Source organism: Calothrix sp. 336/3 (assembly GCF_000734895.2).
In the GTDB taxonomy this organism is placed as follows: domain Bacteria; phylum Cyanobacteriota; class Cyanobacteriia; order Cyanobacteriales; family Nostocaceae; genus 336-3.
Genome location: NZ_CP011382.1, coordinates 802432 through 828438, shown reverse-complemented (window position 1 = coordinate 828438; position 26007 = coordinate 802432). Strand labels below are relative to the sequence as shown.

Genomic DNA, 26007 nt, shown 5'->3' with positions numbered 1-26007 from the left:
CTGTGTATGCCAATCTATTTTTATACAACGATAGAAGAATACGGCGCTTTTTCTAACTTTTCCCGTCATGGAGTAGAATTAGATGGACTTTGGTGGATGACTGTCGAGCATTATTTCCAGGGACAAAAATTTTTAGATTTAGATTATCAGGAAAAAATCCGTAATGCTCATACGCCAAAACAAGCAGCAGAATTAGGACGTAGTCGCAAAGTACCCCTACGTTCTGATTGGGAAATAGTTAAAGATGGAATTATGTTACTTGCTGTGAGGAAAAAATTTTCCACCCATGGTGCGATTAGGGAATTACTATTGTCTACTGGGGATGAGGAAATTATAGAAAATGCTCCCGGAGATTATTATTGGGGGTGTGGAAAAGATGGTACAGGTTTGAATAAGTTAGGGAAAATTCTTCAACAAGTGCGTCAAGAATTACGCCAAAAATCAGAATAAAGGAGGGTGTTGAAATGTGCCAATAATCTGATCTAATTGTTGCGCGATCGCGATTAATTCCATCTCTCGCCATCTTTTTCCCACAATCTGCATTCCTATCGGTAATCCTTCTTGAGTTTGCCCAATGGGAATGACGATCGCTGGATGTCCACTTAAATTAAACGGCATGCTGTAACCGCCATTAGCAACACCATAGGGATAGGATCTGCCATCAATTTCCACCGCACTCCAAGCCGGACGATGGGTAAATGCGCTAGTTGCTGCCACTGGTACTAACCAGACATCCCAAGGTTCTAATTCTAGGTCAAGTTGACCAATAAAGCGATCGCGCTCTGTCAATGCTTCAAAATATCTCTTTAAACTGGGATTGAGTATTTCTGGGAGAAAGCGGCTAAAATCTCCCAATTGTCTAAGTTTTTTGTCACCTTGGGTAGCACTCCGAGCGATTAACGCTAAATTTAGCTTGAGGGTGTAGCGGTCCTGCGGTTGGGCATAGGTGGTATTATAGGCTGCCACCCGCATATAAAGGTTCATGATTTTGGCAATATCAAAGTTTTGAGGCTGCCAGGGTTCTAGTTGAACACCAGACTCAGCCAGCTTTTGAGCCATATTGTGCATAGCATTACGGATATCTGTGGCAACTGGTATATCCGCCCATTCATCGCTCCAGGCAATTTTTAGATCCTTGATTGATTTGCCTGAAGGTGTATCAAGGGGAACGGGTGGAACATCGGGACGACGAATATCTGCACCCACCATCAGGGAAAAGCCCAGCCGGATGTCTGCCAGCGATCGCGCAAAACAGCCAACGGTCATCATTTGGCGAATAGACAGAGGCATTCCAGGAACTTCGGGAATGATACCTGCGGTAGAAAGGCGGCGATCCGTCGGTTTCAAGCCATACACGCCACAGAAATGGGCTGGTTGACGAATTGATCCACCAAAATCATTGCCTAAATCGAGGGGTGAAAGTCCGGCGGCGATCGCTGCTGCACTACCTCCAGAACTGCCACCGGGGGTATAGTCAAGATGCCAAGGATTATTAACGGAGGGAAACAGAGAATTGATGCTTTGATAGTCTGCGGCAAGTTCTGCCATGTTTGTCTTGCCGAGAATTATCGCTCCTGCTGCTTTGAGTCTGCCAACGACGGTAGCATCTTCTTGAGGAATATAATCCTTGAGGGGAATATATCCTGCGGTGGTACGGAGTCCAGCCGTTTCAAAAATGTCTTTAATCGTCACTGGTACACCATGTAATGCGCCCCAATTCTCACCCTTAGCAAGAGCCTCATCTGCTTGTTTGGCTTTGATGCGGGCGTTGGCTTCATCTAGGGTACAAATGGCATTAAGTTTGGAGTTGTAGCGAGCAATTTGTGCTAAATGAGCTTCTAGCACTTCCATTGCTGAAACTTGGCGATCGCTAATCATCTGAGCTAATTCCACCGCAGACTTAAATACAATCTCGTTCATCATCTTTCCTCCATAACCTGAGTTCGGGTTAAGCAGATTGGATAAGACTCAGTCCATCTGAAGGCTAGGCTTCTTCGGTTGATGGCAATAGGCGATTAATCCACACAGGACATTAATGCAGAAATTAACAGGACTTCGATGCCTAGAATGTTCGATTTGAGAAATGTTTTTGAGTTGGTCGTTGATTGTCTCGATAATTGAGCGCTTACGCGACAAAAGTTTGTCATGAAAGCGCATCAGATGATTTTTCATATTGCGACGTGGCTTGGCGAAAAATTCAATCCCGAATTCTTTGAAAAGCTTGTCAGCCAATTCTTTGGATACATAACCTCGGTCAGCAAAAATTTTCCCAAAAAGCCCACTCAGTAAATCAGGAATGGGTTTGCGGTCATCAATATTACCAGGAGTCACGATAGCATTTAAGATTTCACCGCGATCGCTAACTACGATATGGAGCTTAAAACCATAAAACCAATCTACAGAAGTCTTACCCCTAGCCGCAAAACCCTTAAATACCTTATTTCTTGGGATTCGACGATTATGGCAGACCTTCAAACTGGTTGAATCAACAAAACCAATACCCGTGCATTTTCCAAAACAATGCTTCAAGTATGCGCATAGAGGGATGAGAACTGATGGTGTCCATTCCACAAATCGCTGATAGCTGGGAAGTCCTGGAAATGCACTACCCCATTTTTCTTGTACGTATTCGATATAAAAATGCTTAAAATTTCGATAATGGTTTTGGTGAAACGCAATCAGAATTGTCATGATTTCGCTTAAAGACATGCTTTTTGAACGAACTCGTTTGATTCCTCCATGTTGTAATAGGGTTTTATGCCATTGGGCTTCAAATCTTTGACAGAAATCATCTACGTGGCAGAACAATTCTTCTAAACTAAACATAGGGCAGGTGCTGGATTTTACGTTATTTTCAGCTTACTACCTGTCCCTTTCCTTATCCCGAACTCAGGTTCCATACAAAACCTATTCCTTACTTCCACCGATGAGAAAAAATTTAAACACGACAAAGAATATTAATTTGCAACTAAGGCATTACTTTTAGGCAATCATTCCCCTTTAATCTCAAACTTCTACTCATGCTAGTGATGGTTGAACCATCTGAACACCATACTTCTCCAGGATTGCAGACATCTTAGGTAAATCGTCAGGTATCTCTTGCACTTTTTCAGCCATTTCTGTAAAAAAATCGTCAATTGCTCCACCAATAGTCCATGCGAGGAAACGAGCGCATTGAGGGGAAGGGTTCTTGTAGCCGTGTATTGTTCCTGGGGGGACATGAACAAAATCACCGGGTTCAATTGTGAATTCTTGGTTGCCTAACTGCATGACTATTGAACCTTGCAACATAAAATAGCTTTCTTCCTCTTTGTCATGGATATGGGGAGGAACGCAACCATCTGCGGGAACATCCACCGTCATTACCGCCATCTGGTTGGGTGAATCAGCAGATTTGAATTTGATACAGATGCGATCAGTTAATACTTGTAAGTTTTCACCTGCTTGACTGCGTAATACTGTCATCTTCTTGTTCCTCTTGAGAATCTGTGTTTATCAGGAGTGGAACTTTTAATAGTTTTAGAATACTCGCCACCCTAATCCCAAAACAGTGACTAAAAACGTCGAAAAAATTGACTTAAAATGTCAATATGCCAAAAAGCTTCTAGGACTCTAGGTATGGAGAAAGGCAAGATTTTCCAATGCTCGCAGGGAGTGAGGAGCTTTTGCTGGGATATAGACAAATACTCCAGGTTGCAAGGCGATTTCCTGTCCTGCCAAAGTAAGAGAGCCACTACCTTCAATGATGGTTACTGAAACATTGCGGGGGGTGGAGTGTTCTGGGATGCTTGTCCCTGCTGTTAGACAAACGAGTGAGAATTGTGCTTGATCATTTTTGACTAAAACTTGGCGCTGAACGCCAGATTTATTATAGTTAGCTTGCTCATGCAGTTGGGTTGTGAAGGCTTGTGTAGAAGTCATGATCATTCTCCTGGTTAGATGTAAGAGTCATAGAGTTGACTCCATAAATTTGAATTACCTTTACTCTGACAGATGCGACCAACAATGTCTTTGATCTAGCTCATAATTGGCAGAGAAATCGTAAAATTGGAGAAATCATTCCCACTCATTTGTTCAGGGTAGTTTTAAGGATGCCAGCAACGGTTGAGCAACTCCAAAAAATCTTAATTTTATCTAGGCTGGATCATGGTCAGTTGCAGCAGTTACAACCCCATGCCTTGGTCAAAAACTATGCCCGTGAAGCAATTATTTTACATGAGGGCGATCGCCTACCCCCTCAACTCTTTGCGGTTCTCAGTGGCAGAATTGAAGTCAAGAAAATGGCATCAACTGGGAAGGAAACCATTCTCCGAACCTTACCTGCTGGTGAACTGTTTGCGGCTCCCGCTCTCTTTGGTAATAGCACTGCTCCAGCAACGGTTGTGGCGATGCAAGACTCTCAGATTCTTACCATTGAGCGCCCTGCTTTGTTAGACATGATTCAAAACACGCCAGAATTAGCCTTGCAAATCATTGCTGTGTTGACCGAACGCCTCCAACATCTGCATCAAGTGGTGCATGGATTAGCTTCGGAACGGGCGATCGTGCGATTGGCGCACTGTATTCAATCAGCAGCGATCGCCGAAGGGACTCGTGAGACACCGCAGGGGTTACTGTTGTGCGCTCATCTACCCTATGCCCAGATTGCAGGTACAATTGGGATTACCTATGAAGAATGCGCTCGATTGTTTAAGCAAATCCAAGGAATCGTTGAGTACAGTCGGGGAGGCAAGATTTTTGTGTTGGATTGGGCAAAGCTAGGGGCGATCGCTGAGGGCAGTTGGGAGAGCTAGGAGTCAGGAGTCAGGAGGAGAATTAAAAACATTTTTTCATCTCTGGCTGACCACAAAAGTGCAAAGTTTTTCAGAAGAGAAAGAATTTATGACCAAAAACACGACACGACGTAATTTCTTGATTACCAGTGTGGCTGCTGCTGGTACTATTATGGGAGCAAATACCTTGCAAATAGATAGTGCCAACGGTGCAAAAACACCAGTACCCATGCCAGAACGAGTGCTAGGACGCACGGGAGTAAAAGTGCCACTGTTGGGTTTGGGAGGTGCAGGTACAAAAACACCACTGGATAAAGAGGATAGAGAAGAGGATGCCTTAGCAATTATTGAAAGAGCGATCGCATTAGGCATTCGTTATTTTGATACTGCTGCCAGCTACGGATCTAGTGAAATCTATTTGGGAAAAGTGCTGCCATCCTACCGTTCCCAGATATTTTTAGCCAGCAAGACTTATGAAAAAGACAGGGATGCTGTGTGGCGAGAATTAGAACGCTCACTCAAACGTCTGAATACAGATTATTTGGACTTGTGGCAGTTACATAGCGTTGCTTTACCTGAACATATTGACAAAATCTTTAGCTCCAACGGCGGAATTAAAGCTCTAGAAGAAGCCAAAGAACAGAAAATTGTCCGGTTTGTTGGTATTACTGGACACCGTGAACCAGATGTAATTGTTGAAGCTATGCGTCGCTATCCCTTCCACACAGTGTTGATTCCGGTAAATGCGGCTGATAAACACCATCCGCGACCCTACTTTCCTTTGGTTTTATCATTAGCTCGACAACAAAATGTAGGCGTGATAGCGATGAAAGTACCGGCTTATGGAAAATTGTTTCAACCTGGTGGTTTGACAGGAATGCAGGAAGCAATGGGTTATACCCTATCTCAATCTGGTGTGGATTGCTGCATAATTTCCGCAGATGACGTGAAGCAATTAGAAGAAAATGTCAAAGTAGCCTGTGCCTTCAAGCAACTCAGTAATACACAACTAGCAGCAATTGAAAAACGCACAGCCACAATTTGGGAAAGCAGCACTTTCTATCGTGCTTGGGGTTAATACGGTTAATACTAACAGTTTTCAGCATAGATAATCATGAACAAATTTATCTTGCCAATAGCTACGTGCAGTTTCTTACTGACTATATTAATTGCCCAGTACACCAAAGCTAACAGCCGAGTTGGATTAGACACCATTTTGAGCAATAATACCAAATTAGAAAAACTGTCTGGTGGCTTTAAATTTATAGAAGGACCTGTTTGGAATAAACGTGGTTTCCTATTATTCAGTGATATCGGTGCAAATACTATCTATAAATGGACTCCTGACGGTCAGATTTCCATATTTCGTCATCCTGCCGGACATTCTAACGGCAATACATTGGATTTAAAAGGACGCTTAATTACTGCTGAACATGATCGTCGTCTTGTCCGTACTGAGAATGATGGTAAATTAACTGTTTTGGCTGAACGCTATGGAAACAAGCGACTTAACAGCCCTAACGATGTCGTCACCAAGTCAGATGGTAGTATTTATTTCACTGACCCTCCTTATGGTATCGGTAAAGATAAGGAAGAACTGGGTTTTTATGGAGTCTATAGACTTTTATTGAATGGAACTTTAAAGTTGCTGACTCAGGAAATGGTGCGTCCTAATGGACTCGCTTTCTCGCCAGATGAGAAAAAACTGTATGTGAGCGATTCCCAAAAGCAACATATCATGGTTTTCCAGGTCAAGCAAGATGGAACGCTAGATAAGGGACAAGTTTTTGCACAGTTGCCAGGATCTGCTGACAAAGGTGTACCCGATGGTATGAAAGTGGATGTCCAAGGTAATATCTACTGTAGCGGTTCAGGGGGAATATGGGTTTTTTCACCCAACGCTCAACTATTGGGCAAGATTATTGTGCCAGATATAGTCACAAATTTGGCTTGGGGAGACAAAGACTACAAAACACTTTATATCACAGCTAGTAATGTGTTGTATCGCATACGCCTTAATATAGTAGGTGTTAAACCAGGTACAGTGATTTTGCTTGAATCTGGCGATCGCAGTAGAAAACTTTAAAATGGGTTAGTTGTTTTTACAGTTATCATCAGCACAATAAACAGATTCATAAGTATCACGTTGATTTCTCATAACCAGAGGCAGCTTGACGCAGGTTCCCTTGATATTCTGTTAGAAGCTGGCTAGCTGCTGCTTTATCTAAACCTGTCCAATGCATAAGTAAGGCTAATTTTACCCATTTGCCGCTACGTTCCAGAAGACGATTAGCACCATCACGGTTTAAATCTGTTAAATCTTGGAGAATACGCAAAGCGCGATCGCGCAATTTTTGATTAGTTACAGCCACATCCACCATGCGATTGCCGTACACTTTCCCTAGTTGTACCATCACCCCCGTAGAGAGGATATTTAAGGCTAATTTTGTCACCGTACCTGCTTTGAGACGGGTAGAACCTGCCAAAACTTCGGGACCTGTTATTAAGCGGATATCAACATCAACATCACAACTAACTTGTTCCTGGGGAACACAGGCAATAAAAATAGTACTTGCACCCCGTTGCTTTGCTGCTTTCAATGCTCCGTGAACATACGGAGTTGTTCCTCCCGCAGTGATACCAACTACCACATCCAGATGGGAGATTTTGCGCTCGGCGATCGCGGTTTCTCCGTCCTCGCTACGGTCTTCCAAATCCTCAGAACTCCTGACTAAAGCCCCTGCACCCCCGGCAATAATCCCCTGTACCATTTCGGGGGGAGTGCAAAAAGTGGGTGGGCATTCGGCTGCATCTAAAACTCCCAACCTGCCGCTAGTCCCCGCACCGATGTAAAAAAGGCGACCACCATGCCGCAGACCATGGGCTGTGATTTCAATGGCTTCTGCAAGTTGCATCTTTGCCGCAGCGATAGCGGCTACAGCTTTTGCGTCTTCTTGATTAAATATTTCTACTAATTCTAAACAGCTAAGTTGGTCTAAATTGGCACTATTAGGGTTAACTTGCTCTGTGAGTAAATGTCCACGTTCTTGTAAGTTAGTCATGGGGGAAGGGGTGTTAATTGGTGAGATAGTTTTTGACTATTCATATCCCCGACTTCTTTGCGAAATCAGGGGAGGAATCAGCAGCACTAAAGTAATCCTTCTAACTTGCGACGAATTTGTTCTAAATCTTTGTCAGAGAATTCCGTATCTGCTGGGGTATCTGATTTTGCAGTCTCCTCTGCTTCCCAGTCTGTTTCCTCAAGGTTGCGTTCTGGGGGCATGACCACAGCATTATTTTCTGGTACAATTTCCCAATCGTAGCCCGCTTTTTCACAGAAAGCTTTCACCTCTTCCGAATCCATTGCTTCCGGTGTGGGTGTGGGAAAATCCTGTGCTTCTAATAATAGGGCAAAACGGGTAGCATCGTCCTCTGATTCAAACAGAAGAATCTTGTTGCGATCGCCTTCGCGGATGGAATGAATACCTTCATTTGCGGTACGGGCATTAAATAGTAACACAAAAACACGCATAGTCAAATCTAGAATCACATTTAATAGTGTGTTAGTTCCACGTTTGCAGAACCTTTCCTGTTAAATTTTCCCCTAACCAAGGGGTATTACGGGAAAGAGTATGGAGATATTTACCTGCTACTTGCCAACTCTTGTGGGGATCGAATAATGTTAATTCTGCCTTGTTACCAGGAATAATGGCTGGGATTTTTTGCTGCAAACATTCCCCAGGGCGACTACTCATAGCTTGCCATAATTCTAAGGCAGTGAACTCCCCTGTTGCCACCAAGTTTGACCATAATAGGGGCAAAGCTAATTCTAAACCTATCGCCCCTGGAGGTGATTCTGCAAAGGCTACGGTTTTTTCTTCGTAGGTGTAGGGTGCATGATCGATGGCGATCGCCTCAATTATGCCTGTTTTCACTGCCCGCCTTAAAGCTATTCTATCCTGAGGATTACCCAAGGGTGGCTCTAAATGTAAACTGGGATGGTAACTCTGGAGTGCGGAGGTATCTAAAAGCAGGTGCATCCAAGTTGTACTTGCAGTGACAGGTATACCTTGTGACTTCGCTGCGGCAATTAGTTCCACACTTCGAGCAGTAGAGACGCGCATAATGTGTACAGGAGTACCAGTAGTTGCCACCAATTCAATTAAAGCAGCAACCGCAGAGGTTTCCGCAGCAGTGGGATTTCCTGGTAAACCAAAGCGGATGGAATCTGTACCCTCACGCATAACTCCGTTACCTGCAAGTTGGCGATCGCAACACCATAACAACACAGGTTTGCCCAAGGGTTGGAGATATTCTAAAATTCGTCGTACTGTTCCCAAATTTTCCCAAGGTTGACTCTCAGCAAAACCCACTACCCCCGCATTCAGCAAGTCTGCAAACTCTGTCATTTGTTTACCAGCAGCATTGAGGGTGAGGGAACCCCAAAGATAAATAGAGGGAGTTGCGGATGCAGTTGCTTGTAATAACTGGGTGACAACACCGGGATGATCAATAATCGGCGAGGTATCCGGTAAAATACAAATGCGTGTAAAACCCCCTGCTGTCGCTGCTTGTAACAAAGATGTGAGGGTTTCCCTTTCTTCAAATCCTGGTTCCCCCGAATGGCTATATAAATCCACCAAACCAGTACCCAGAAGTAATCCTCGACAGTCATGGATAACTGCATCCTGGGGGATATCAGTGATTGTTGCCGCAACTGATACAATCTGAGGATGGGAATTTATCCCCTCTTGTTTGCTAATTAAAACATCGGCGATCGCGTCAGTTCCCGCAACCGGGTCAATTACCCGTACTTGTTGTAGCAGTTCAGTTATCATAATTACAAAGCACCAGCCGCCGTTTTATCCAGCACACCACCACCAAGATGAGCAGTAATGTTCATTGCTTGCAATACTGGTAAATCATCCAAACCTTTGGCATAGTCAATCACACTAACTGCACAGTTTCCTTGACGGAAATTCCAAAAGCTTTCAGGAGATAAACCCAGTAGGTGACACAGCAAAGTCTTGTTTGTGGCATCATGGGCGACAACTATACCAGTTTTACAGCCCTTGGCGAAAGCTGTTTCTAACAAATTTTGCCAAGCCACAACGCTACGCTCCCAAACCTGCTGCAAATTTTCTCCCTCTGGCATTTGCACTTCTCCAGGAATTGTACGCCAACGTTCTAACTCTCCTGGAAATTCCTCCTCAATCTCTTTCTCGAATTTTCCTTCCCAGAGTCCATGACTAATTTCGCGCAAGCCGTCCCGTAATTCTAATTCTACATCTTGATGGTACTGTAAAATAATTTTTGCTGTTTCCTGGGGACGTGACATCGGACTAGTGACAGCAAAATCTATATCTACATCCTGGAGAAAGTCTGCGGCTTTTTGGGCTTGAGCTTTGCCGTTTTCATTCAGGGGTACGTCAATTTGTCCTTGAAACTTCCCTTGACGGTTCCACTCTGTTTCTCCGTGACGAATTAATAATAAACGTAAACCTTGATGATTGGGGCGCAGAGAAGGGAAGTTTTCTCCCAGATGTTGAGTCTGATTCATTGATTCTAGTTGCACAGTCTCACCCAAACCACCGGAGAAATTGAGTACACTCACACCGCAATTCGATTGCTGTATGCAGTGGTAACGCGCAGCTGGAATCCCCAAAGCAGTACTGATTAAAGCACGATTAATACCATTGTGCCCAACAACTAAGACTGTTTCGCCCTGGTGACGAGACAAAAGTTCTTGCCAAAATTCCTGAGCTTGGGCGTATAGAGATAAAACAGGAAAATGTGTTTGTGTCTCCCCATCCCTGGTGACTAACATTTTCAGTTCGTGGGGTTGCTCTTTCCAGGTACGATAATCTTCAGCTAAGTTTTGTTTTACCTCGGATGACAACATCCCTTCCCATAGAGGTAAATCAATTTCTCGTAATTTATCTTCTACTTGCAGTTTGACTTCCGGGGAGTGAGCTTGTACTGATTGGCAAATAATCTCTGCGGTTTCCTTGGCTCTTTGCAAAGGGCTGCAATATAATGCATGAAATTTGATACTACCAAGGGCTTTCCCAACTAAACTAGCATCCTCACGACCTTTTTCTGTTAACCTCGAAGCATCGGAACGTCCTTGAATCCGCTTCTCAGTATTATAAGTACTCTCCCCGTGACGCACGATGATGACACGAGTCATGCTTTTTGCCCTCCCTCTATCTAAAGGTCTAATTCTAATGCAAAACGGCACAAACTCTGCGCGGAATTCCGAATAAAAAACTGTATCAGCAGGGGAGTAGGGAGACAAGGGAGATTAGGGAGACAAGGGAGACAAGGGAGACAAGGGAGATTAGGGAGATTAGGGAGATTAGGGAGATTAGGGGGATTAGGGAGATTAGGGAGACAAGGGAGATTAGGGAGACAAGGGAGATTAGGGAGATTAGGGAGACAAGGGAGATTAGGGAGATTAGGGAGATTAGGGAGATTAGGGAGATTAGGGAGATTAGGGAGAAATAATTAATGCCTAATGCCCATTTTCATGTGTTTTGGTGTACGCAGTTCATTATGGCTACTCCTTACTCTTTACTCCTTACTCCTTACTCCCTACTCCTTACTCATTACTCGTATTTCATTCCCAACCACCCACTCAAATTGTCTTTCTGCGAGGATGAGACATTTTTCATCAGTTTGACTTGATATTTATTTGCCTTCGGAGCAGCTAGAGTCACAGGAAGGGTGTGTAACTCGTCTTGATGGAAGATACTGATGTGGATTGTTTCCTGAGGTTGATAATCTTTGAGGCGATCGCCCAAATTTCCAGGAGCAACTTTAATCCCGTTGATTGCCAATAATTCATCACCCGCATCAATTCCCGCAAGTTGTGCAGGAGAGGCAAATTCCACGAATTTTATCATTTCCCGGGTATTTTCTGTACTCACCCGTATCCCTAAAAATGGTTCTTTGCAGGTTTCGGCAACTAACTCTAAGCCGAAGGGTGCTAAATACTCATTAAAGGGTAATTCCTCTGTACTATGGAGATAACGGGCAAAGAAATCGCTCAAATCCTCCTCTGCCACTGATTCTATGACTGATTGCAACTCATAGCTAGTGTAACCAATTTCATTTTTACCGAATTTCTGCCACATCTGCCGCATCACATCATCTAGCGATCGCTGATTTTGATGTTTTGCCCGAATCCGCAAATCTAGCAATAAAGACACCATTTCCCCTTTCAAATAATAGGACATCTGGGAATTCCCACTATTGGCATCGGGACGATATAGCTTAATCCAAGCATCAAAACTTGACTCTGATAGGGGTTGTACCAGTCGTCCAGGTGTATTTAAATACCTGGTTATTTCCTGACTCCAATTTGTCTGGAATGTCTTGGCATCATAAATCCCCGCTCGCAAAGGAATCAGCAAATCATAGTAGCTTGTGGTTCCCTCGCAAAACCACAGACAACTGGTATAATTTTCCTGGTCATAATCAAAAACTTCCAATCCCTGGGGACGAATCCGTTTCACATTCCACAGATGGAAAAATTCATGGGCAACTAGCTGTATAAAACGCTCATATTTATCCCGCTCACGAAAGCCCAAACGCTGATAAATTAATGAGCAGCTATCTTTATGCTCTAACCCCCCATAGGCTTGAGCTAACAGATGTAACAAAAATACATAACGTTGATAGGGTAAACCTCCAAACATTTCCGCTTCCACATGGATAATCTTCTGAATATCCGCAATCATCTGTGGTAGCTGAAAATTCCCGTCTCCCCAAATTGCTAATTCATGGGGTTTACCTAGTACTTCAAACTTATGTACGTCATGGGTACCAATTTCAAAGGGGCTATCGACTAAAGTATCAAAGTCTGCGGCGATATAGGTATTATCTGCTTCTTCTACCTTTGGTAATGCTGTGGTGACTTGCCATTCTGGATAGGGTGGAATAATGCTTACAGATATTGGCAGTTTGTCATACTCAGGTAAGCGGAAAAATAATGCTGCTCCGTTAAAATAACCATGGGTTCGATCTAAATGATTGGTGCGGACAGATAATTCGTTAGCATAAATCCGATATGTGACAGTTAGTTCCCTTTCTCCATTTGTCTCTATTTGCCAATGATTCTTACTAATTTTCCGCCAAATTAGGGGTTGTGCAGTGGTTTTGGCGGTAAAATCTTGTAAATTTCTCGCATATTCTCGCACTAAGTAGGAACCAGGAGTCCACACCGGCAATTTTAAATCAAGAATGGGGTGGGGATAATCTTCAAGACGTAAAACCACCTCGAATAAGTGGTTCTCCGGTTGGGGCATTGCTACCTGATAATAAATATTTGTCATAGTTAGGTGTCACTAGTCAAGGTCAATAGTCGTGTAGTAGTTATATCATTTTGAATTTTGCAAAAAGTGTGTTGTTGCAAGGTGCGAAAACCGCTAGGCAGCATTCGTTGCTAGAATACGACTATATCAACCTAATCCATAACTACCATGATTACTCAAATGATGGTTCAGCCCTCATCCTGGGTAGAATCTGGTACTCGAATTAGTAAAGTTAAAGATTTATATTTATTCAAAATAACTGGCATCGACCCAAAAACTAGAAAAAATATCCCAATAGCTTGGTGATAAAGATGGTTAATGGTAGCGCTTGTAGTTCGGCGATCGCAAAACGAACCGTAGGTTTATCACGCACGGTAGTTGGTGTATAACAACATTAAGCTAGTATTAATCGCAGAGAAACACCGGAGCGATCAGATGCTATTGAACATTAAACGTATCGATGTTCCACCAGGACAACGTGTTTTAAATTGAAATGCAGTTCGATCGTCGGGATAGGCTATAACATAAGCTCTTAAATCACTTTTTGTCATGGTACTAAAATTTGGCTTCACGACGGGAACCTCCAAAGACCATCTTGAATATAATCAGTTAAGTTGACAATACCCAAGCGATTCAGGTCGCGTCGTCATCAAGATGAACAGCTATAGTGCGATACACCACCAACGCTAGAAAACGCCTTGGGTTTTAGGCGATAGTATTTATCTTCTACTTCTTGTGATTGCTCATCATATGGATAGCTCAGTATTTCTTGCAACTCTTTAATTAACGTGTAGTTGCCCTGCATGGCTTGTTGATAGGCAGGGACAACCAACCACTCTCGCCATGCGTATTTTGGGTTAGTCTGTTTCATCTTTGTTGATATCTCAGCCAAATTGTCGTCCTTAATGACGAGGTTACGCCAGCTTTTTAGCCAAAATTGCCATTGTTCATCGAGTTGGGGCGAAGTTTTAACGTAGAAGCTCTTTTGCAATGCTGAAACATCGTCTGGTATATGAGATAACTCTCGGAAGAAGATGGTGTAATCTACCTCTGACTGGGACATTAACTGCATTAATTCCTGAAATAGCGTTGGATTAAATTCAGGCAAACCAAGTTTGTCCGCCCACATTTTTTGGATTTGTTTTTGCATTGCTTCTGCAAAGCCATGACGTACTTGGTCGAAATGTTCTAAAGCTTCGGCATCTTCTGCAAGCAGCGGTCTCACAGATTGCCAAAACATATGATAATTTGCCTCTGCTGCGATCGGCTGATTGAAGAATGAAAAGTGTTTGCCGCCGCCAGTCCAAGGTTGAAACCAAGGGTCAAAAATTTCACAAAATCCAAATGGTCCATAGTCGAGGGTAAAGCCACCCGCAGCACAGTTGTCACTATTAAAATTACCCTGGCAGTAACCAATTCGTAGCCAATTAGCCACCAGGGTTGTCAGACGCTGACGAAATAACTTCGCTAATTCAACCAATTGATCTGCAAAACTAAGATTTTGATCAATGTCGCGTTTGTATTCTCGCTCAATTAAATGCGACACTATCATGCTCAACTCTTCTAATGCTTTTGGATGAGCGTTGCTGCGAACACGGCGGGCAAATAGCTCTAGCTGACCAATCCGCAAAAAGGATGGTGCAACGCGAGTTGAAATAGCCACAGGATTGTCCACCAAAACATCAGGGTCGATGGAGTGGGAGTCTTGAGAATACCAAGGTCGGGTAACGGTGTCAGATTTAGAAACATACAGTGTCAAAGAGCGCGATGTTGGAACACCTAAAGCCTGCATATATTCTTGCGCTAAAAACTCACGCACACTTGAACGGAGCACTGCGCGCCCGTCGGCACCACGGCAATAAGGCGTTGGTCCACCACCTTTCAATTGCATTTCCCAGCGCTGCCCATTGATGATTCCTTCAAACACAGAGATTGCCCGACCATCGCCATAACCATTGCCAGTACCGAATGGACAATTTTGGATATATTCGGTGCCATAAATCGACAGTGCATAGCCAGTTGCCCAGCCAAACGGACGCATAGGTTCATGCGCTACAGAGATATCACCAGAAAATAGATGGCGAAATTTTTCATTAAACGCTAACTCATCGCTCAACCCAAGTTCCTTAAAAAAAGTGCTGCTATGGGTGACGTATTCTGGTTCTGCAAGCGGCGTGGGTGTCACAGGTACGAAATGACCAGAAAAAACCTGACGGGGACGGCGATCGTCACCATCGACCGTGGCATCGGGATCGGCATTTAAAGTGTTCATCAGAGAATAATCTGCCAGTTGCACAAACTCATCGAAGGTCGTTACGCAAGACTCGGCAGATGGTTTAGATGAATATGACATTGTTCCTAGCGCCCGTATTGTTGGGAAAGATTCATGTTTTAATTGAGAACCTTATAGAGGCTAACATATTCAGGGAGTGTAATAAATTTACAGCTATTTCTAGGATTATGATGCATTAACATATAATCTTTTTTCCCTATTTTCGCTCGATCGCAATTATTCCCGTTGCATATTTAACCAAGCTTCCAAATCGCTGATACTGGTAAAATAGAGCAATGCTTCCCCAAGATTTTCCAACTGCTCGAATTTATTCTGAAATTTTCCCGCAGGCTGTAAACCAGTTCCAGTGTTACTTGTTGGTAGGGATGGTTTAATGGTAGCGCTTCAGCGATCGCAAAGCGAACCGTAGGTTTATCGTGGTAGTTGGTGTATGACAATATTAAGCTAGTATTAATCGCAGAGAAACACCGGAGCGATCAGATGCTATTGAACATTAAACGTATCGATGTTCCACCAGGACAACGTGTTTTGTTGCGTGATGTAACTTGGCAAGAATTTGAAACAATTCTTGAGGAGTTAGGAGAACATCGCGCTGTGCGTATCGCTTATGACCGAGGGGTGTTGGAAATTATGGCTCCACTGCCAGAACATGAGTTTGGGAAGGAAATTATTAGTGACTTAATCAAAGCGCTTTTAGAGGAGTTAGATATTGAATTTATTAGTCTAGGTTCGACTACTTTCAAAAACAAAAAAATGCTTCAGGGGATTGAACCCGACCAGTGTTTCTATATTCAAAATGAAAGTAAGGTTCGCGGTAAGCAAAAATTAGATTTAGAAACAGACCCGCCGCCAGATTTAGCTTTGGAAATTGATGTTACTTGTCGCACAAATCCCAGTATTTATGAATCTTTAAAGGTACCGGAGCTTTGGAGATTTGAAAAAGGAAAGTTACAAATCAATTTGTTAAAGAATGGTGCTTATGTGGAGTCGTCCAGAAGTGCAATATTCCCAAGTTTTGATTTAAACACAACGATTATTCAGTATTTGGAATTAAGTCAAACGGCGGGTAGAAATTCTGTGATGCGAGCTTTTCGGAGTTGGGTCAGGGAAAAGTTAATATAAAACTGAGTTGAGTAGTAGCCGCGATGTACTTTTGCTTATTGTCGCATATAGTGCAAGTATTTAGCCGAACATGATATTACTTCTGAACTTGAGCCAATTTCAACTTTTGGTACAACAATGCCACTTTTGAAACAGAATTGCTTTTATTTATCATTTCAAGCTCTGTAATACTTGCTGCTAAATCCTACAGATAGCGGTGCGCCCTCATACTGACAAGATACACCAATCTTTAATCTTCTCTTATGGTCATAGTAGGTGTGAAAGTGTGTCTGTTTACGGGCTAATTCTAACTCGCCTGGGTTAATACTAAGTACTCCTAAAATTGCCGCAGAATCAAACGGGCGGCTCTGACTCCAAGGTGCAGTCTTTTTTAGTTCAATATCTACATAATTCACAAAATTTCCTTCTGCCTCTAACAGCATGTGGGCTTGATCAGACTCAACGATGATATTGCCAACTTTATTGGGTTGACCACCAACCGCGCTTGCCGCATCTGCAATAAACATTCCCATATACTGAAAAGGACGATGAAAGGGTGTTCTCAAAACATGTAATCCGTAGTCAGCAGCCCTATCTATGGCATCTCCAAGTGTTAATGTTCCGAGATAATCGCCATTCCGAGGAGTAGCTGATGCATGTGAATTAACTATTGAAACTAATTGAGCAGGCAAGTCATTTATATCTTGCTTGAACCAATTCTGAACAGGAACTGGAATTGATACTGTATTCTGTTCTTGCCAATTTTTATTGAGTGAACCGAGAAATTCTTGAGGAAAAGACCAGTAAAATAAACCATCTTTGCCATCAACAACAATTAAGAATGTTGGATTTGGTTGAAGGAGCCAATAATTGAGAGTCGTGACTTTGATGGGAATTGTGATTGAATCACCTTCTACTTTGGCTTCTTCTTTCCCTTTACATTGAATATTAAATAATTTTCCAGTTGGGTGTTCTCCCCGCATAATTTCACAGATGAAGTCGATACCGAAGTCTCTATCTTGAGGGACAGGGATAACGTTGCAAAACTTGGCAAAAACAGAACTGAGAAGATCAGCTGTACTTACCCCGATCTTTTGAGATTTAGAGCGTTTAGGTAACTTGGTCATTACGGCACTAGAGATTTTCTCAATCTTAGAGGTTGTTTGAAAAGTCGTCTTCTATGTCATGCTGAGGAACGAAGCATCTCAGTACGTAGACGAAACCCTAGATTCTACAGCCTACGGCACGCTACGCGTTTACGAATTATAGCGACGAAGCTAACGTTTCGCAAAGCTCCACTCAGAATCACAAATTATATCTTCAAAAACTTTTCAAACATGCTCTTAGCTCGACTTTCTCCAAAATTGAGAACTTGGCTTTCCTTATCCCACAAAAATCCTGTTTTTTTAGCAAATACTTTTTCCATATCACAGATTTGCGCTCAACTTCAAAAACTCAAACTACCATATTGTAATGGTTTCAGCATCGGTTGTGAGGTTCAGGAAAAATGGATAAAGTCGAGTTTAGCTCAACAGCTATTTAGGAAAAGAAATAGGCATAAACAATACCCACATTCTCAAGTGTAGTGAAAAAGCCGTTCGCAGTTCGGCGATCGCTTCTATTCTCTATCCCCTGTTCCCTGTTCCTTGTTCCTGGCTACATCTGTCGCAATAATATGTAAATCGATATTTTTCAATAATTTGACTAACTTTTGTGTCAAAGAACCCCTGAGTAAAATTTGCCACCGGGAGCGTTGACTTTCACCGATAACTATTTGGGTAATGCGATACTTCTGTGCAGTTTGGGCGATCGCCTTAACAATATCACTACCTGTCACCCGCAGAAAAGTACCTCCGAACTCCTGACACAACTTTTCGCAGTTTTCAATATGTAAGCTTTCTTCCTTAGTCAAAAACCGTTCGGGATCGGCAACAAATACCACATACAAGGGTGCATTCATATAATTAGCCAGTCTTGCACCCCGACGCAACAACTGGACAGAATTCGCATAGGTGGAAACACAAACTAAAACTCGTTCGTGAATATTACAAACTAATCCCTGGGGATTTGCAGATAAAGCTTGTTCTTCCACATTATCCGCTACTTCCCGCAAAGCTAATTCCCGTAAAGCAATCAAGTTCGGTTTGCGAAAGAAATTCGTCAGCGACTCGTCAATTTTCGCTGCTGCATACACCTTCCCCTCACGGATACGTTCTTGGAGACTTTCTGGTGTAATATCAACAACAATAATCTCCTCCGCTTCCTCTAAAAACCTATCCGGTACACGCTCCCTGACAATTACCCCTGTAATTCTAGCTACTAAGTCATTTAAACTCTCCAGATGTTGAATATTCATGGTTGAGTAAACATCTATACCTGCATTCAAAATGATTTCCACGTCTTGGTAGCGTTTTTCCCGTGGAGAACCAGGAATATTAGTATGTGCTAGTTCATCAATTAAAATCAGTTGGGGCGATCGCGCGATAATTTTTTCCGTATCCATCTCCGTCAGAGTCATTGCACCCCGCGAAATTTCCCGACGGGGAACCACTTCTAATCCTGCGGCTTTTTCTGCTGTCTCCTTGCGTCCATGGGTTTCTAATAACCCAATTACAACATCAATTCCCTCAGATTTCAGACTATGGGCTTCCTCTAGCATCTTATAGGTTTTACCCACACCAGGAGCCATACCGATAAAGATTTTATGTTTTCCCCGTCGTGATGGATACATGCAATATTTAACTATTCAGTGATAGTGACTCGAATTCTGCGACTAGGACAACGCCAATCATCACCCCTAACATTTTCACACCCGGCGCGACGCATAGATTCATAGGGAATTCCATTCGCGTTATAGCGCCAGCGACCTTCCGGGGTAGGACCTGAATTAGCTCGTAATTCTACTACTCGTTCTGTCTTTTCTGCTACTTGTACTCTGATTCTGCGAGTTGGACAACGCCAACCACTCCAACCTACACTCTCACACCCAGCTCTGACCATGGACTCACTAGGTATACCAGGAGCATCATAGCGCCAGCGTCCTTCGGGGGTAGGACCAGACTTTGCCCGTAATTCTACGGTTCTATAATTTTTATCTAGCACCTGTACTCTGATTCTACGAGTCGGACAACGCCAATCATTCCAACCAACTCTTTCACACCCTGCACGACTCATGGCATCATCAGGAATCCCTGAGCTATCATAACGCCAACGACCTTCCGGGGTGGGACCTGACTTTGCCCGTAATTCGACAAAATTATCATCCCTTCGCCATTCATCTCGCTCATCTCGCTCACCGGGTTCATCCCGTTCATCCCGTTCATCCCGACGACAGGCGATCGCCGCACTTTGTTCAGAAATCCCCTCATTCATCAAATTCCGAATACATTCTGCCAGAGATTCTTCTGCTTTGGCTGGTTGGTGGACTATTGTTAGTGAGTACAAAATACTACTAGCGCCTAAGATTCCTAACCAGATAAGGGACTGATGAGGAAAATATTTACTCAGTGATTTCAACATAATATTTTGCCAAAATGATTACTTATTACTTAGGAATGACACAAGCACACTGATGTTAATGCGACGTAAGCAAGTAATCTTAAAGTTCCACCTCTTGCAGACTTCTGCTGCTATTGAGTTGGGCGATCGCCGAAGTTTTCCGGGTGAGAGCTTTGTCTACGGTTAAAATCCTGCAAGTCTAGGTCATAATTTAACCTGAGGATATTTACTCCCGGTTCACCAAAAATTCCCAGAAATCTGCCATCAGTATACTTTTCAATTAAAGGTAAAATTTCAATGGCTCTAATTCCTCGTGCTTTTGAAACTCTTTCCAATTGCTCGCGCACAGCACGTACAGAGATGTGGGGATCTAAACCAGAGCCAGAAGTATAAATTAATTCTGATAAGGGCTGGATATTATCATCTCGTAGTTGGTTTGCTTGCTGAGTAATGCGATCGAGTAAATCAGGGTTAGAAGGAGCAAGGTTGCTTGCACCAGAGATTCCCCTTGGTCTTGCTTGTCTGCCTTGACTGTATCTAATAGTACTTGGACGACCGTGAAAATACTTGTCTGATTTAAACTGTTGTCCAATCAATGCGGAACCAATGGGTTCACCTTGAATATTGAAGACTGTACTACCATTAGCTTGAACAGGAAAAGCCTTACTACCTACAGTCCAGATGATAGCAGGGTAAATCATGGCAGTTAACACCCAGATAATCAGAGTCATGCGTATGGCTCTAATTATGCTTCGCAAAATAGACATTAGGGTTATGGTCGAGAATCAAGGGCGTAATTTAATTCCAGAACATTGACTCCAGGTTCTCCGAAAATCCCTAAAAATCTCCGTTCTGTATACCTATCAATTAAAGCAGCTATCTCACCGGGCTGCAAATTACGCGCTTGAGCAACCCTATTTAATTGTGCTTGCGCGGCTGCGGTGGAAATGTGAGGATCTAAGCCAGAACCAGAGGTGTAGATTAAATCGGCAACGGGTTTTGTGTTCTTCTGTTGAAGACGACTAGCATCTTCTTGGACTCTCTTTAATAAATCTGGGTTACTAGGTGCCAAGTTACTAGCCCCAGAAACACCTGTTGGTTTGGCTGATTCATCTTGGCTATAGTTAATTGTACTAGGGCGATCGCTAAAATATCTCTCAGATTTAAACTCTTGACCAATTAGTACCGAACCAATAACGGTTCCTTGGGAATTTCGTAACACACTACCATTTCCTTGACTGGCAAAGGCAACTTGACTGACTGCCAAAATCACAACAGGATATATCAAGGCAGTCAATACCCACAATCCGACAGTCATACGGATAATTTTAAGTATATTTTTCATGTCAATCAACCTCTGATTTTATGGTTATCTCTACCAGTAATTTTTCCCACTTCTAATATTTCTCAGGATGAAATACCACATCAAACAGATAAATTACTAATCCTAAAGTCAATAACCCTAACCCACCCAAAGCGTAAGCATGACGTGGTTCAAATTTACCCCCAGATGCTGCATAAACTACGGGCGCGAGCAAGACATTGATACATAAAGATAGGAAAATAATTGCCGGATATCTTTGCTTTTTCCAGCCATTCCAAATAAAAACAATCGCCTCAAATACATCTGTTTTTACATCTGTCAGTTGAGAAGCAAATTGATTATTCTCTCTCAGACGAGCAAAAATATTTTTTGTCAGCATATTTTTCATGATTTTCAATTGCTATCATTTGCTATTTGATACATCCAAATCATCTGAAATCTTTCACCTTTGCCCTAATTCTCGGCTGTTGACTTTGTAGCTTTACCAGGGGTAAAAGTTTATCTACAAATCCCTTCCTTTAAAAAAATAATCCACCCATTCCCCATCACAGACGTGATATAGCCTCTTGCAGAGGAACTGAGTTGCAAAGCGACACGCTAATCGTTTTCGTAGTAGGGCGAAGCTAACGCTAACACGTCTCTACTCACTACTCATTACTCATCACTCACTACTCATCACTCATCACTCACCCTAATCCCACCACCGTAATCACAATATCAATCAACTTAATCGCAATAAACGGTGCAATCACCCCACCCAAACCATAAATCAAGATATTTCTTTGTAATAATTGATTTGCTGTCAAAGGGCGAAACTTCACCCCAGTCAAAGCTAAAGGAATCAAAGCCGGAATAATTGCCGCATTATAAATTAATGCCGATAATACTGCCGAATTTGTACTCGTCAACTTCATCACATTTAAATCCTGTAAATTTGCCGCCGCAAACAATACCGGAATAATCGCAAAATACTTGGCGATATCATTTGCAATGGAAAAAGTTGTTAAAGCTCCACGGGTAATTAATAGTTGCTTACCAATACCGACAATATCAATTAACTTTGTGGGATCAGAATCCAAATCCACCATATTTGCAGCTTCCTTCGCTGCCTGAGTACCTGTATTCATTGCCACACCCACATTTGCCTGGGCTAAAGCCGGAGCATCATTGGTGCCATCCCCCGTCATTGCTACCAGCTTACCCTGTGCCTGCTCCCGTTGAATCACAGCAATTTTGTCTTCTGGAGAGGCTTCGGCAATAAAATCATCTACCCCCGCTTCCTTAGCAATCACCGATGCTGTGATGTGATTATCCCCAGTCAACATGATAGTTTTTACACCCATACGCCGCAATTGGTCGAAACGTTCGCGGATACCGGGCTTGACAATATCTTTGAGGTAAATCACACCATAGATATCTCCATCCAAGCATACAGCTAGGGGTGTGCCACCGAGTAGGGAAACTTGCTCATAGGCAGCATCTAGCTCTGGGGTTTCCTTGCCGTCACGGGAACGCACAAACCCTTTAATTGCTGATACTGCACCCTTGCGCGCTTGTTTGCCATCGGGAAAATTTGTGCCACTCATCCGGGTTTTGGCGGAAAATTCCACACCTTCAGCCTTTTCCTGGGAAAAATGCAGTGGAGCGTCTAATTTCTCTGCTAATCTGACAATAGATTTTCCTTCGGGGGTGTCATCAAAGATACTTGCAGCGAGGGCAACACTTGCTACTTCTTGGTGAGAGTGCCCATTGACGGGGATAAATTCCTCGGCTAAACGGTTCCCTAAGGTAATTGTCCCTGTTTTATCCAAAATCAAAGTATTAATATCTCCGCAGGCTTCTACGGCGCGTCCAGAAGTCGCAATTACATTAAATTGGGCAACTCTATCCATCCCTGCAATCCCGATCGCGCTCAATAAGCCGCCGATAGTTGTGGGAATTAGGGCAACTAGGAGAGCTACCAAAACGGGGACGCTCACAGGAATTTTCACATAGCTACTAATTGTGGGGAGGGTGACAACCACAAATAGAAACACCAGGGTTAACACTGCTAACAGTACCGTCAAGGCAATTTCATTGGGTGTTTTTGAGCGCTCTGCTCCCTCTACCAAGGCAATCATCCTGTCAATAAAGCCCTTTCCGGGGTCGGCAGTAATTTTAATTACTAGCTCATCGGAAATAATTCGGGTTCCTCCGGTGACGGAACTGGCGACATCCGAACCGGATTCTTTTAATACAGGGGCTGATTCTCCGGTAATTGCCGACTCGTCCACACTGGCAACACCCATAACTACTTCCCCATCGGCAGGAATGATGTCCCCTGCTACCACGTATACGGAGTCACCCCGTTGCAAGGTGGTAGATGATACTTCAATTGTGGAGCCATCGGGCTGGAGTTTCTTCGCCAGGGTGTCTGATTTTGTGGCTCGCAGTGCATCTGCTTGGGCTTTGCCCCTACCTTCGGCGATCGCCTCCGCAAAATTGGCAAACACTACGGTAAAAAATAGAATCAGGGTAATTAACCCGTTAAATAATCGGGGATTTTTTCCGGCAACAGGTCCAAATAAATTCGGCTCGATGGTGACAAGTAAGGTAATAATCGTACCCATCCACACTAGAAACATCACGGGGTTTTTCACCGCATGTTGGGGATTGAGTTTGACAAAAGCATCTGTGATGGCTCTTTGGTAGAGTCCTTTGTTACTGACTTTTGCCTGTTTCTTGGCTTGACGGCGGCGGTTACGTGGGTTACGAGGTGTTGAGTTCATAATTTAAAACCTTCGGCGATCGGTCCTAGGGCGAGGACGGGGAAGAATGTTAGGACATTGAGAATTAAAATTACACCTGCGGTGACGACGGTGAATAGCAGGGAATCAGTCCGCAGTGTACCGGGGGTTTCGGGAACTGGCTGTTTTTGTGCCATACTGTCAGCCAGGAGCAGGATAGCAATAATTGGGACATAGCGACCCAGTAAAATACTTAAGGATGTACTGAGATTCCACCAGAGAGTCCCATCACCTAAACCTTCCAACCCAGAGCCATTATTCGCGGCGGCGGAGGTATATTCGTATACGACTTGGGAAATTCCATGGAAACCGGGGTTACTGATTCCGGCTAGTTGGGTGGGAAATGCTAGGGCGATCGCGCTGGGAATGAGTACGGCGATGGGATGAATCAGTAAAACGACGCTAGCAAGGACAATTTCCCGTTTTTCAATTTTCCGTCCTAAAAATTCCGGGGTGCGCCCCACCATCAAACCAGTTAAGAAAACGGTGAGAATCAGGAATATATATAGGTAGGCTGTACCTGTTCCTTGACCGCCCCAGATAATTTGTAGGAACATATTTAACATGGTGGTAAACCCGCCCGATGGCATCAGGGAATCATGCATGCCGTTGACTGCACCACACATGGTTGCGGTTGTCATCACTGCCCAAAGTGCCGTTTGCGCCCAACCAAAGCGGACTTCTTTCCCTTCCAGATTCGGTTGCTCTAATCCAACGGTACTGTTAATCAGGGGATTGCCACCATACTCCCCACTGGCTGTAATTACCACGAGTACCAGGAAGATAATAAATACCATCCAGAATAGTAACCAAGCTTGTTTGAGGTTGTTGGCAAAGATACCGTAGGTATAAATTAGAGCCGCAGGTATGGCAATCATGGCAATAGTTTCCAGCAGGTTACTAGCTGGATTGGGATTCTCGAAGGGGTGGGCAGAATTAACCCCAAAAAAGCCACCGCCATTTTCACCTAATTGTTTAATCATCTCAAAGGATGCCACCGGACCCCTGGCAATGTATTGGTTAGCTCCTTCTAGGGTTTTGGCAACTAGGGGAGGAGCGAGAGTTTGGGGTACACCGAGAAATACTAGGGCGATCGCCCCCACAATGGAGATGGGTAACAAAATGCGCGTAATTCCACGGGTTAAGTCTACATAAAAATTACCTAGGGGTCTACCTGTAACACCGCGAATAAAGGCGATCCCCACTGCTAAACCTGTAGCCGCAGAGGTAAACATCAAGAACCCTAAAGCGGTGGTTTGGGTAAAATAACTAAAGGTTGTTTCACCGGAGTAATGTTGCTGATCGGTGTTGGTGAGAAAGGAAATTGTCGTGTGTAGGGCTAAATGCCAACTGGGAGCAGTCAAACCTGTGGGATTAAATGGCAATCCTTGCTGGGATATTATCAGCAAATATACGAGAATTGCCATGGCAATGTTAGTAAAAATTACAGCGCGAATATATTGCCAACCTGTCATGTCTTCCTGACGACGCACACCTCCGAGAATATAGATAACTTTCTCGATGGGGTTGAGTAGGGGGTCGATAATTGAGCGTTCACCCATGAATACACCCGCAATATACCTACCTAAAATGGGTGTAATGGCAATGATAATAATTAGGGTAATACCTATTTGAAAAAGACCTTGTTCCATGTATTTATAGCTGTAGATGATGAAGATATTTTAGTTAATATTTTTGTATCTTTGATGACATAGTAACCCTAGGGTAAAATATGATTCTGGGAACTCTTTGATTTCGGGGTGCAAGGGGATAAGGTAAATTGTAATGATTCCAACAAATAATTTACCTCGACTACCTGCCATTACTATTAAATAATCTATCAGATGTGGTTCCATAAATTTCATGATTAGGAATAAAACTTGTTTATATAATCATGAATTTACAGTTTTTTGGTAAT

The 26007-nt window shown here is 43.3% G+C and carries 24 protein-coding genes and 1 pseudogene; 5 read left to right on the top strand and 20 right to left on the bottom strand.

Going from position 1 to position 26007, the window contains the following annotated elements; all coding sequences use genetic code 11:
• The first annotated feature begins 6 nt into the window (after positions 1-6).
• Positions 7-450, top strand: a complete 444-nt coding sequence (locus IJ00_RS03315; protein ID WP_035150030.1) for an NADAR family protein — start codon at positions 7-9, stop codon at positions 448-450.
• Here IJ00_RS03315 and IJ00_RS03310 read toward each other — a convergent pair.
• The 4 genes from IJ00_RS03310 to IJ00_RS03295 all read right to left on the bottom strand — a co-directional run bounded on the left by IJ00_RS03310 (position 442) and on the right by IJ00_RS03295 (position 3921).
• Complete coding sequence (locus IJ00_RS03310) at positions 442-1920, bottom strand: amidase (RefSeq protein ID WP_035150027.1); 1479 nt, start codon at positions 1918-1920, stop codon at positions 442-444. The genes IJ00_RS03315 and IJ00_RS03310 overlap by 9 nt on opposite strands.
• Before the next feature lie 48 nt (positions 1921-1968).
• The gene (locus IJ00_RS03305; RefSeq protein WP_035150025.1) at positions 1969-2826 is read right to left on the bottom strand and encodes an IS982 family transposase; all 858 of its coding nucleotides are present in this window, start codon (positions 2824-2826) and stop codon (positions 1969-1971) included.
• Positions 2827-3018: 192 nt separating this feature from the next.
• Complete coding sequence (locus tag IJ00_RS03300) at positions 3019-3465, bottom strand: cupin domain-containing protein (protein ID WP_035150022.1); 447 nt, start codon at positions 3463-3465, stop codon at positions 3019-3021.
• A 147-nt stretch (positions 3466-3612) separates the two neighbouring features.
• Entirely contained in the window at positions 3613-3921 is a 309-nt protein-coding gene (locus tag IJ00_RS03295; RefSeq protein WP_052754370.1) for a cupin domain-containing protein, read from the bottom strand.
• A gap of 170 nt (positions 3922-4091) precedes the next feature.
• Between IJ00_RS03295 and IJ00_RS03290 the strand changes: the two genes are divergently transcribed.
• The 3 genes from IJ00_RS03290 (at position 4092) to IJ00_RS03280 (ending at position 6858) form a co-directional block, all read left to right on the top strand.
• Complete coding sequence (locus IJ00_RS03290; RefSeq protein WP_035150017.1) at positions 4092-4793, top strand: Crp/Fnr family transcriptional regulator; 702 nt, start codon at positions 4092-4094, stop codon at positions 4791-4793.
• A gap of 88 nt (positions 4794-4881) precedes the next feature.
• Positions 4882-5850: an aldo/keto reductase gene (locus IJ00_RS03285; RefSeq protein ID WP_035150014.1), complete on the top strand. Its 969-nt coding sequence runs from the start codon at positions 4882-4884 to the stop codon at positions 5848-5850.
• Between the two features lie 36 nt (positions 5851-5886).
• Positions 5887-6858: an SMP-30/gluconolactonase/LRE family protein gene (locus IJ00_RS03280; RefSeq protein ID WP_046814710.1), complete on the top strand. Its 972-nt coding sequence runs from the start codon at positions 5887-5889 to the stop codon at positions 6856-6858.
• A gap of 55 nt (positions 6859-6913) precedes the next feature.
• Here IJ00_RS03280 and murQ read toward each other — a convergent pair whose 3' ends face one another.
• The 8 genes and pseudogenes from murQ to IJ00_RS27490 all read right to left on the bottom strand — a co-directional run.
• Positions 6914-7834 (bottom strand): N-acetylmuramic acid 6-phosphate etherase, encoded by a 921-nt coding sequence (gene murQ / locus IJ00_RS03275; protein WP_035150011.1) that lies wholly within the window; start codon positions 7832-7834, stop codon positions 6914-6916.
• Positions 7835-7920: 86 nt separating this feature from the next.
• Positions 7921-8304: a DUF3110 domain-containing protein gene (locus tag IJ00_RS03270; RefSeq protein ID WP_035158351.1), complete on the bottom strand. Its 384-nt coding sequence runs from the start codon at positions 8302-8304 to the stop codon at positions 7921-7923.
• A 31-nt stretch (positions 8305-8335) separates the two neighbouring features.
• Positions 8336-9610, bottom strand: coding sequence for a dihydroorotase (locus IJ00_RS03265; RefSeq protein WP_035150009.1), 1275 nt, complete (start codon positions 9608-9610; stop codon positions 8336-8338).
• A gap of 2 nt (positions 9611-9612) precedes the next feature.
• Complete coding sequence (locus tag IJ00_RS03260; protein WP_035150007.1) at positions 9613-10962, bottom strand: histidine phosphatase family protein; 1350 nt, start codon at positions 10960-10962, stop codon at positions 9613-9615.
• Between the two features lie 418 nt (positions 10963-11380).
• Positions 11381-13108, bottom strand: a complete 1728-nt coding sequence (locus IJ00_RS03255; RefSeq protein WP_046814709.1) for a M61 family metallopeptidase — start codon at positions 13106-13108, stop codon at positions 11381-11383.
• Positions 13109-13518: 410 nt separating this feature from the next.
• Positions 13519-13659: a hypothetical protein gene (locus IJ00_RS30095; RefSeq protein WP_371259635.1), complete on the bottom strand. Its 141-nt coding sequence runs from the start codon at positions 13657-13659 to the stop codon at positions 13519-13521.
• A gap of 77 nt (positions 13660-13736) precedes the next feature.
• Positions 13737-15440, bottom strand: a complete 1704-nt coding sequence (locus IJ00_RS03250; RefSeq protein ID WP_035150003.1) for a YdiU family protein — start codon at positions 15438-15440, stop codon at positions 13737-13739.
• A 156-nt stretch (positions 15441-15596) separates the two neighbouring features.
• Positions 15597-15766: pseudogene (locus IJ00_RS27490) on the bottom strand (DUF4351 domain-containing protein); the annotation flags it as partial.
• 94 nt (positions 15767-15860) lie between these two features.
• Between IJ00_RS27490 and IJ00_RS03245 the strand changes: the two are divergent.
• Positions 15861-16502, top strand: coding sequence for a Uma2 family endonuclease (locus IJ00_RS03245; protein WP_035150001.1), 642 nt, complete (start codon positions 15861-15863; stop codon positions 16500-16502).
• Between the two features lie 155 nt (positions 16503-16657).
• On the opposite strand, the gene IJ00_RS03240 is transcribed toward IJ00_RS03245, so the two are convergent.
• The 8 genes from IJ00_RS03240 to kdpA all read right to left on the bottom strand — a co-directional run bounded on the left by IJ00_RS03240 (position 16658) and on the right by kdpA (position 25741).
• Positions 16658-17608: a DUF4365 domain-containing protein gene (locus IJ00_RS03240; RefSeq protein WP_035149999.1), complete on the bottom strand. Its 951-nt coding sequence runs from the start codon at positions 17606-17608 to the stop codon at positions 16658-16660.
• Between the two features lie 491 nt (positions 17609-18099).
• A complete protein-coding gene (locus tag IJ00_RS03235) occupies positions 18100-19212 on the bottom strand; it encodes a universal stress protein (RefSeq protein ID WP_035149996.1) in 1113 nt (370 codons plus the stop codon).
• Positions 19213-19223: 11 nt separating this feature from the next.
• The gene (locus IJ00_RS03230; RefSeq protein ID WP_052754369.1) at positions 19224-20000 is read right to left on the bottom strand and encodes a hypothetical protein; all 777 of its coding nucleotides are present in this window, start codon (positions 19998-20000) and stop codon (positions 19224-19226) included.
• A 110-nt stretch (positions 20001-20110) separates the two neighbouring features.
• Positions 20111-20746 (bottom strand): K(+)-transporting ATPase subunit C, encoded by a 636-nt coding sequence (kdpC, locus tag IJ00_RS03225; RefSeq protein WP_046814707.1) that lies wholly within the window; start codon positions 20744-20746, stop codon positions 20111-20113.
• Positions 20747-20751: 5 nt separating this feature from the next.
• Entirely contained in the window at positions 20752-21324 is a 573-nt protein-coding gene (gene kdpC, locus IJ00_RS03220; RefSeq protein ID WP_035149995.1) for a K(+)-transporting ATPase subunit C, read from the bottom strand.
• Positions 21325-21376: 52 nt separating this feature from the next.
• On the bottom strand, positions 21377-21691 hold the full coding sequence (locus tag IJ00_RS03215) for a potassium-transporting ATPase subunit F (protein ID WP_238178423.1): 315 nt from the start codon (positions 21689-21691) through the stop codon (positions 21377-21379).
• Positions 21692-21989: 298 nt separating this feature from the next.
• Positions 21990-24071 carry a potassium-transporting ATPase subunit KdpB gene (gene kdpB / locus IJ00_RS03210; RefSeq protein WP_035149994.1) on the bottom strand — a complete coding sequence of 694 codons (2082 nt, stop codon included), beginning with the start codon at positions 24069-24071 and terminating at the stop codon, positions 21990-21992.
• Positions 24068-25741, bottom strand: coding sequence for a potassium-transporting ATPase subunit KdpA (gene kdpA / locus IJ00_RS03205; protein WP_035149993.1), 1674 nt, complete (start codon positions 25739-25741; stop codon positions 24068-24070). The genes kdpB and kdpA overlap by 4 nt, the downstream gene beginning before the upstream one ends.
• Positions 25742-26007 lie beyond the last annotated feature (266 nt).

Excerpts from the sequence above, each read along its gene's own strand:
- IJ00_RS03300 (WP_035150022.1), bottom strand. The coding sequence starts at position 3,465 with ATGACAGTATTACGCAGTCAAGCAGGTGAAAACTTACAAGTATTAACT.
- IJ00_RS03310 (WP_035150027.1), bottom strand. The coding sequence starts at position 1,920 with ATGAACGAGATTGTATTTAAGTCTGCGGTGGAATTAGCTCAGATGATT.
- IJ00_RS03280 (WP_046814710.1), top strand. The coding sequence starts at position 5,887 with ATGAACAAATTTATCTTGCCAATAGCTACGTGCAGTTTCTTACTGACT.
- IJ00_RS03255 (WP_046814709.1), bottom strand. The coding sequence starts at position 13,108 with ATGACAAATATTTATTATCAGGTAGCAATGCCCCAACCGGAGAACCAC.
- kdpB (WP_035149994.1), bottom strand. The coding sequence starts at position 24,071 with ATGAACTCAACACCTCGTAACCCACGTAACCGCCGCCGTCAAGCCAAG.
- IJ00_RS03250 (WP_035150003.1), bottom strand. The coding sequence starts at position 15,440 with ATGTCATATTCATCTAAACCATCTGCCGAGTCTTGCGTAACGACCTTC.
- IJ00_RS03245 (WP_035150001.1), top strand. The coding sequence starts at position 15,861 with ATGCTATTGAACATTAAACGTATCGATGTTCCACCAGGACAACGTGTT.
- IJ00_RS03295 (WP_052754370.1), bottom strand. The coding sequence starts at position 3,921 with ATGACTTCTACACAAGCCTTCACAACCCAACTGCATGAGCAAGCTAAC.
- kdpC (WP_035149995.1), bottom strand. The coding sequence starts at position 21,324 with ATGAAAAATATACTTAAAATTATCCGTATGACTGTCGGATTGTGGGTA.
- IJ00_RS03265 (WP_035150009.1), bottom strand. The coding sequence starts at position 9,610 with ATGATAACTGAACTGCTACAACAAGTACGGGTAATTGACCCGGTTGCG.
- IJ00_RS03290 (WP_035150017.1), top strand. The coding sequence starts at position 4,092 with ATGCCAGCAACGGTTGAGCAACTCCAAAAAATCTTAATTTTATCTAGG.
- IJ00_RS03240 (WP_035149999.1), bottom strand. The coding sequence starts at position 17,608 with ATGACCAAGTTACCTAAACGCTCTAAATCTCAAAAGATCGGGGTAAGT.
- IJ00_RS03215 (WP_238178423.1), bottom strand. The coding sequence starts at position 21,691 with ATGAAAAATATGCTGACAAAAAATATTTTTGCTCGTCTGAGAGAGAAT.
- kdpC (WP_046814707.1), bottom strand. The coding sequence starts at position 20,746 with ATGTCTATTTTGCGAAGCATAATTAGAGCCATACGCATGACTCTGATT.
- IJ00_RS03235 (WP_035149996.1), bottom strand. The coding sequence starts at position 19,212 with ATGTATCCATCACGACGGGGAAAACATAAAATCTTTATCGGTATGGCT.
- kdpA (WP_035149993.1), bottom strand. The coding sequence starts at position 25,741 with ATGGAACAAGGTCTTTTTCAAATAGGTATTACCCTAATTATTATCATT.
- murQ (WP_035150011.1), bottom strand. The coding sequence starts at position 7,834 with ATGACTAACTTACAAGAACGTGGACATTTACTCACAGAGCAAGTTAAC.
- IJ00_RS03230 (WP_052754369.1), bottom strand. The coding sequence starts at position 20,000 with ATGTTGAAATCACTGAGTAAATATTTTCCTCATCAGTCCCTTATCTGG.
- IJ00_RS03305 (WP_035150025.1), bottom strand. The coding sequence starts at position 2,826 with ATGTTTAGTTTAGAAGAATTGTTCTGCCACGTAGATGATTTCTGTCAA.
- IJ00_RS03260 (WP_035150007.1), bottom strand. The coding sequence starts at position 10,962 with ATGACTCGTGTCATCATCGTGCGTCACGGGGAGAGTACTTATAATACT.
- IJ00_RS03270 (WP_035158351.1), bottom strand. The coding sequence starts at position 8,304 with ATGCGTGTTTTTGTGTTACTATTTAATGCCCGTACCGCAAATGAAGGT.
- IJ00_RS03315 (WP_035150030.1), top strand. The coding sequence starts at position 7 with ATGCCAATCTATTTTTATACAACGATAGAAGAATACGGCGCTTTTTCT.
- IJ00_RS03285 (WP_035150014.1), top strand. The coding sequence starts at position 4,882 with ATGACCAAAAACACGACACGACGTAATTTCTTGATTACCAGTGTGGCT.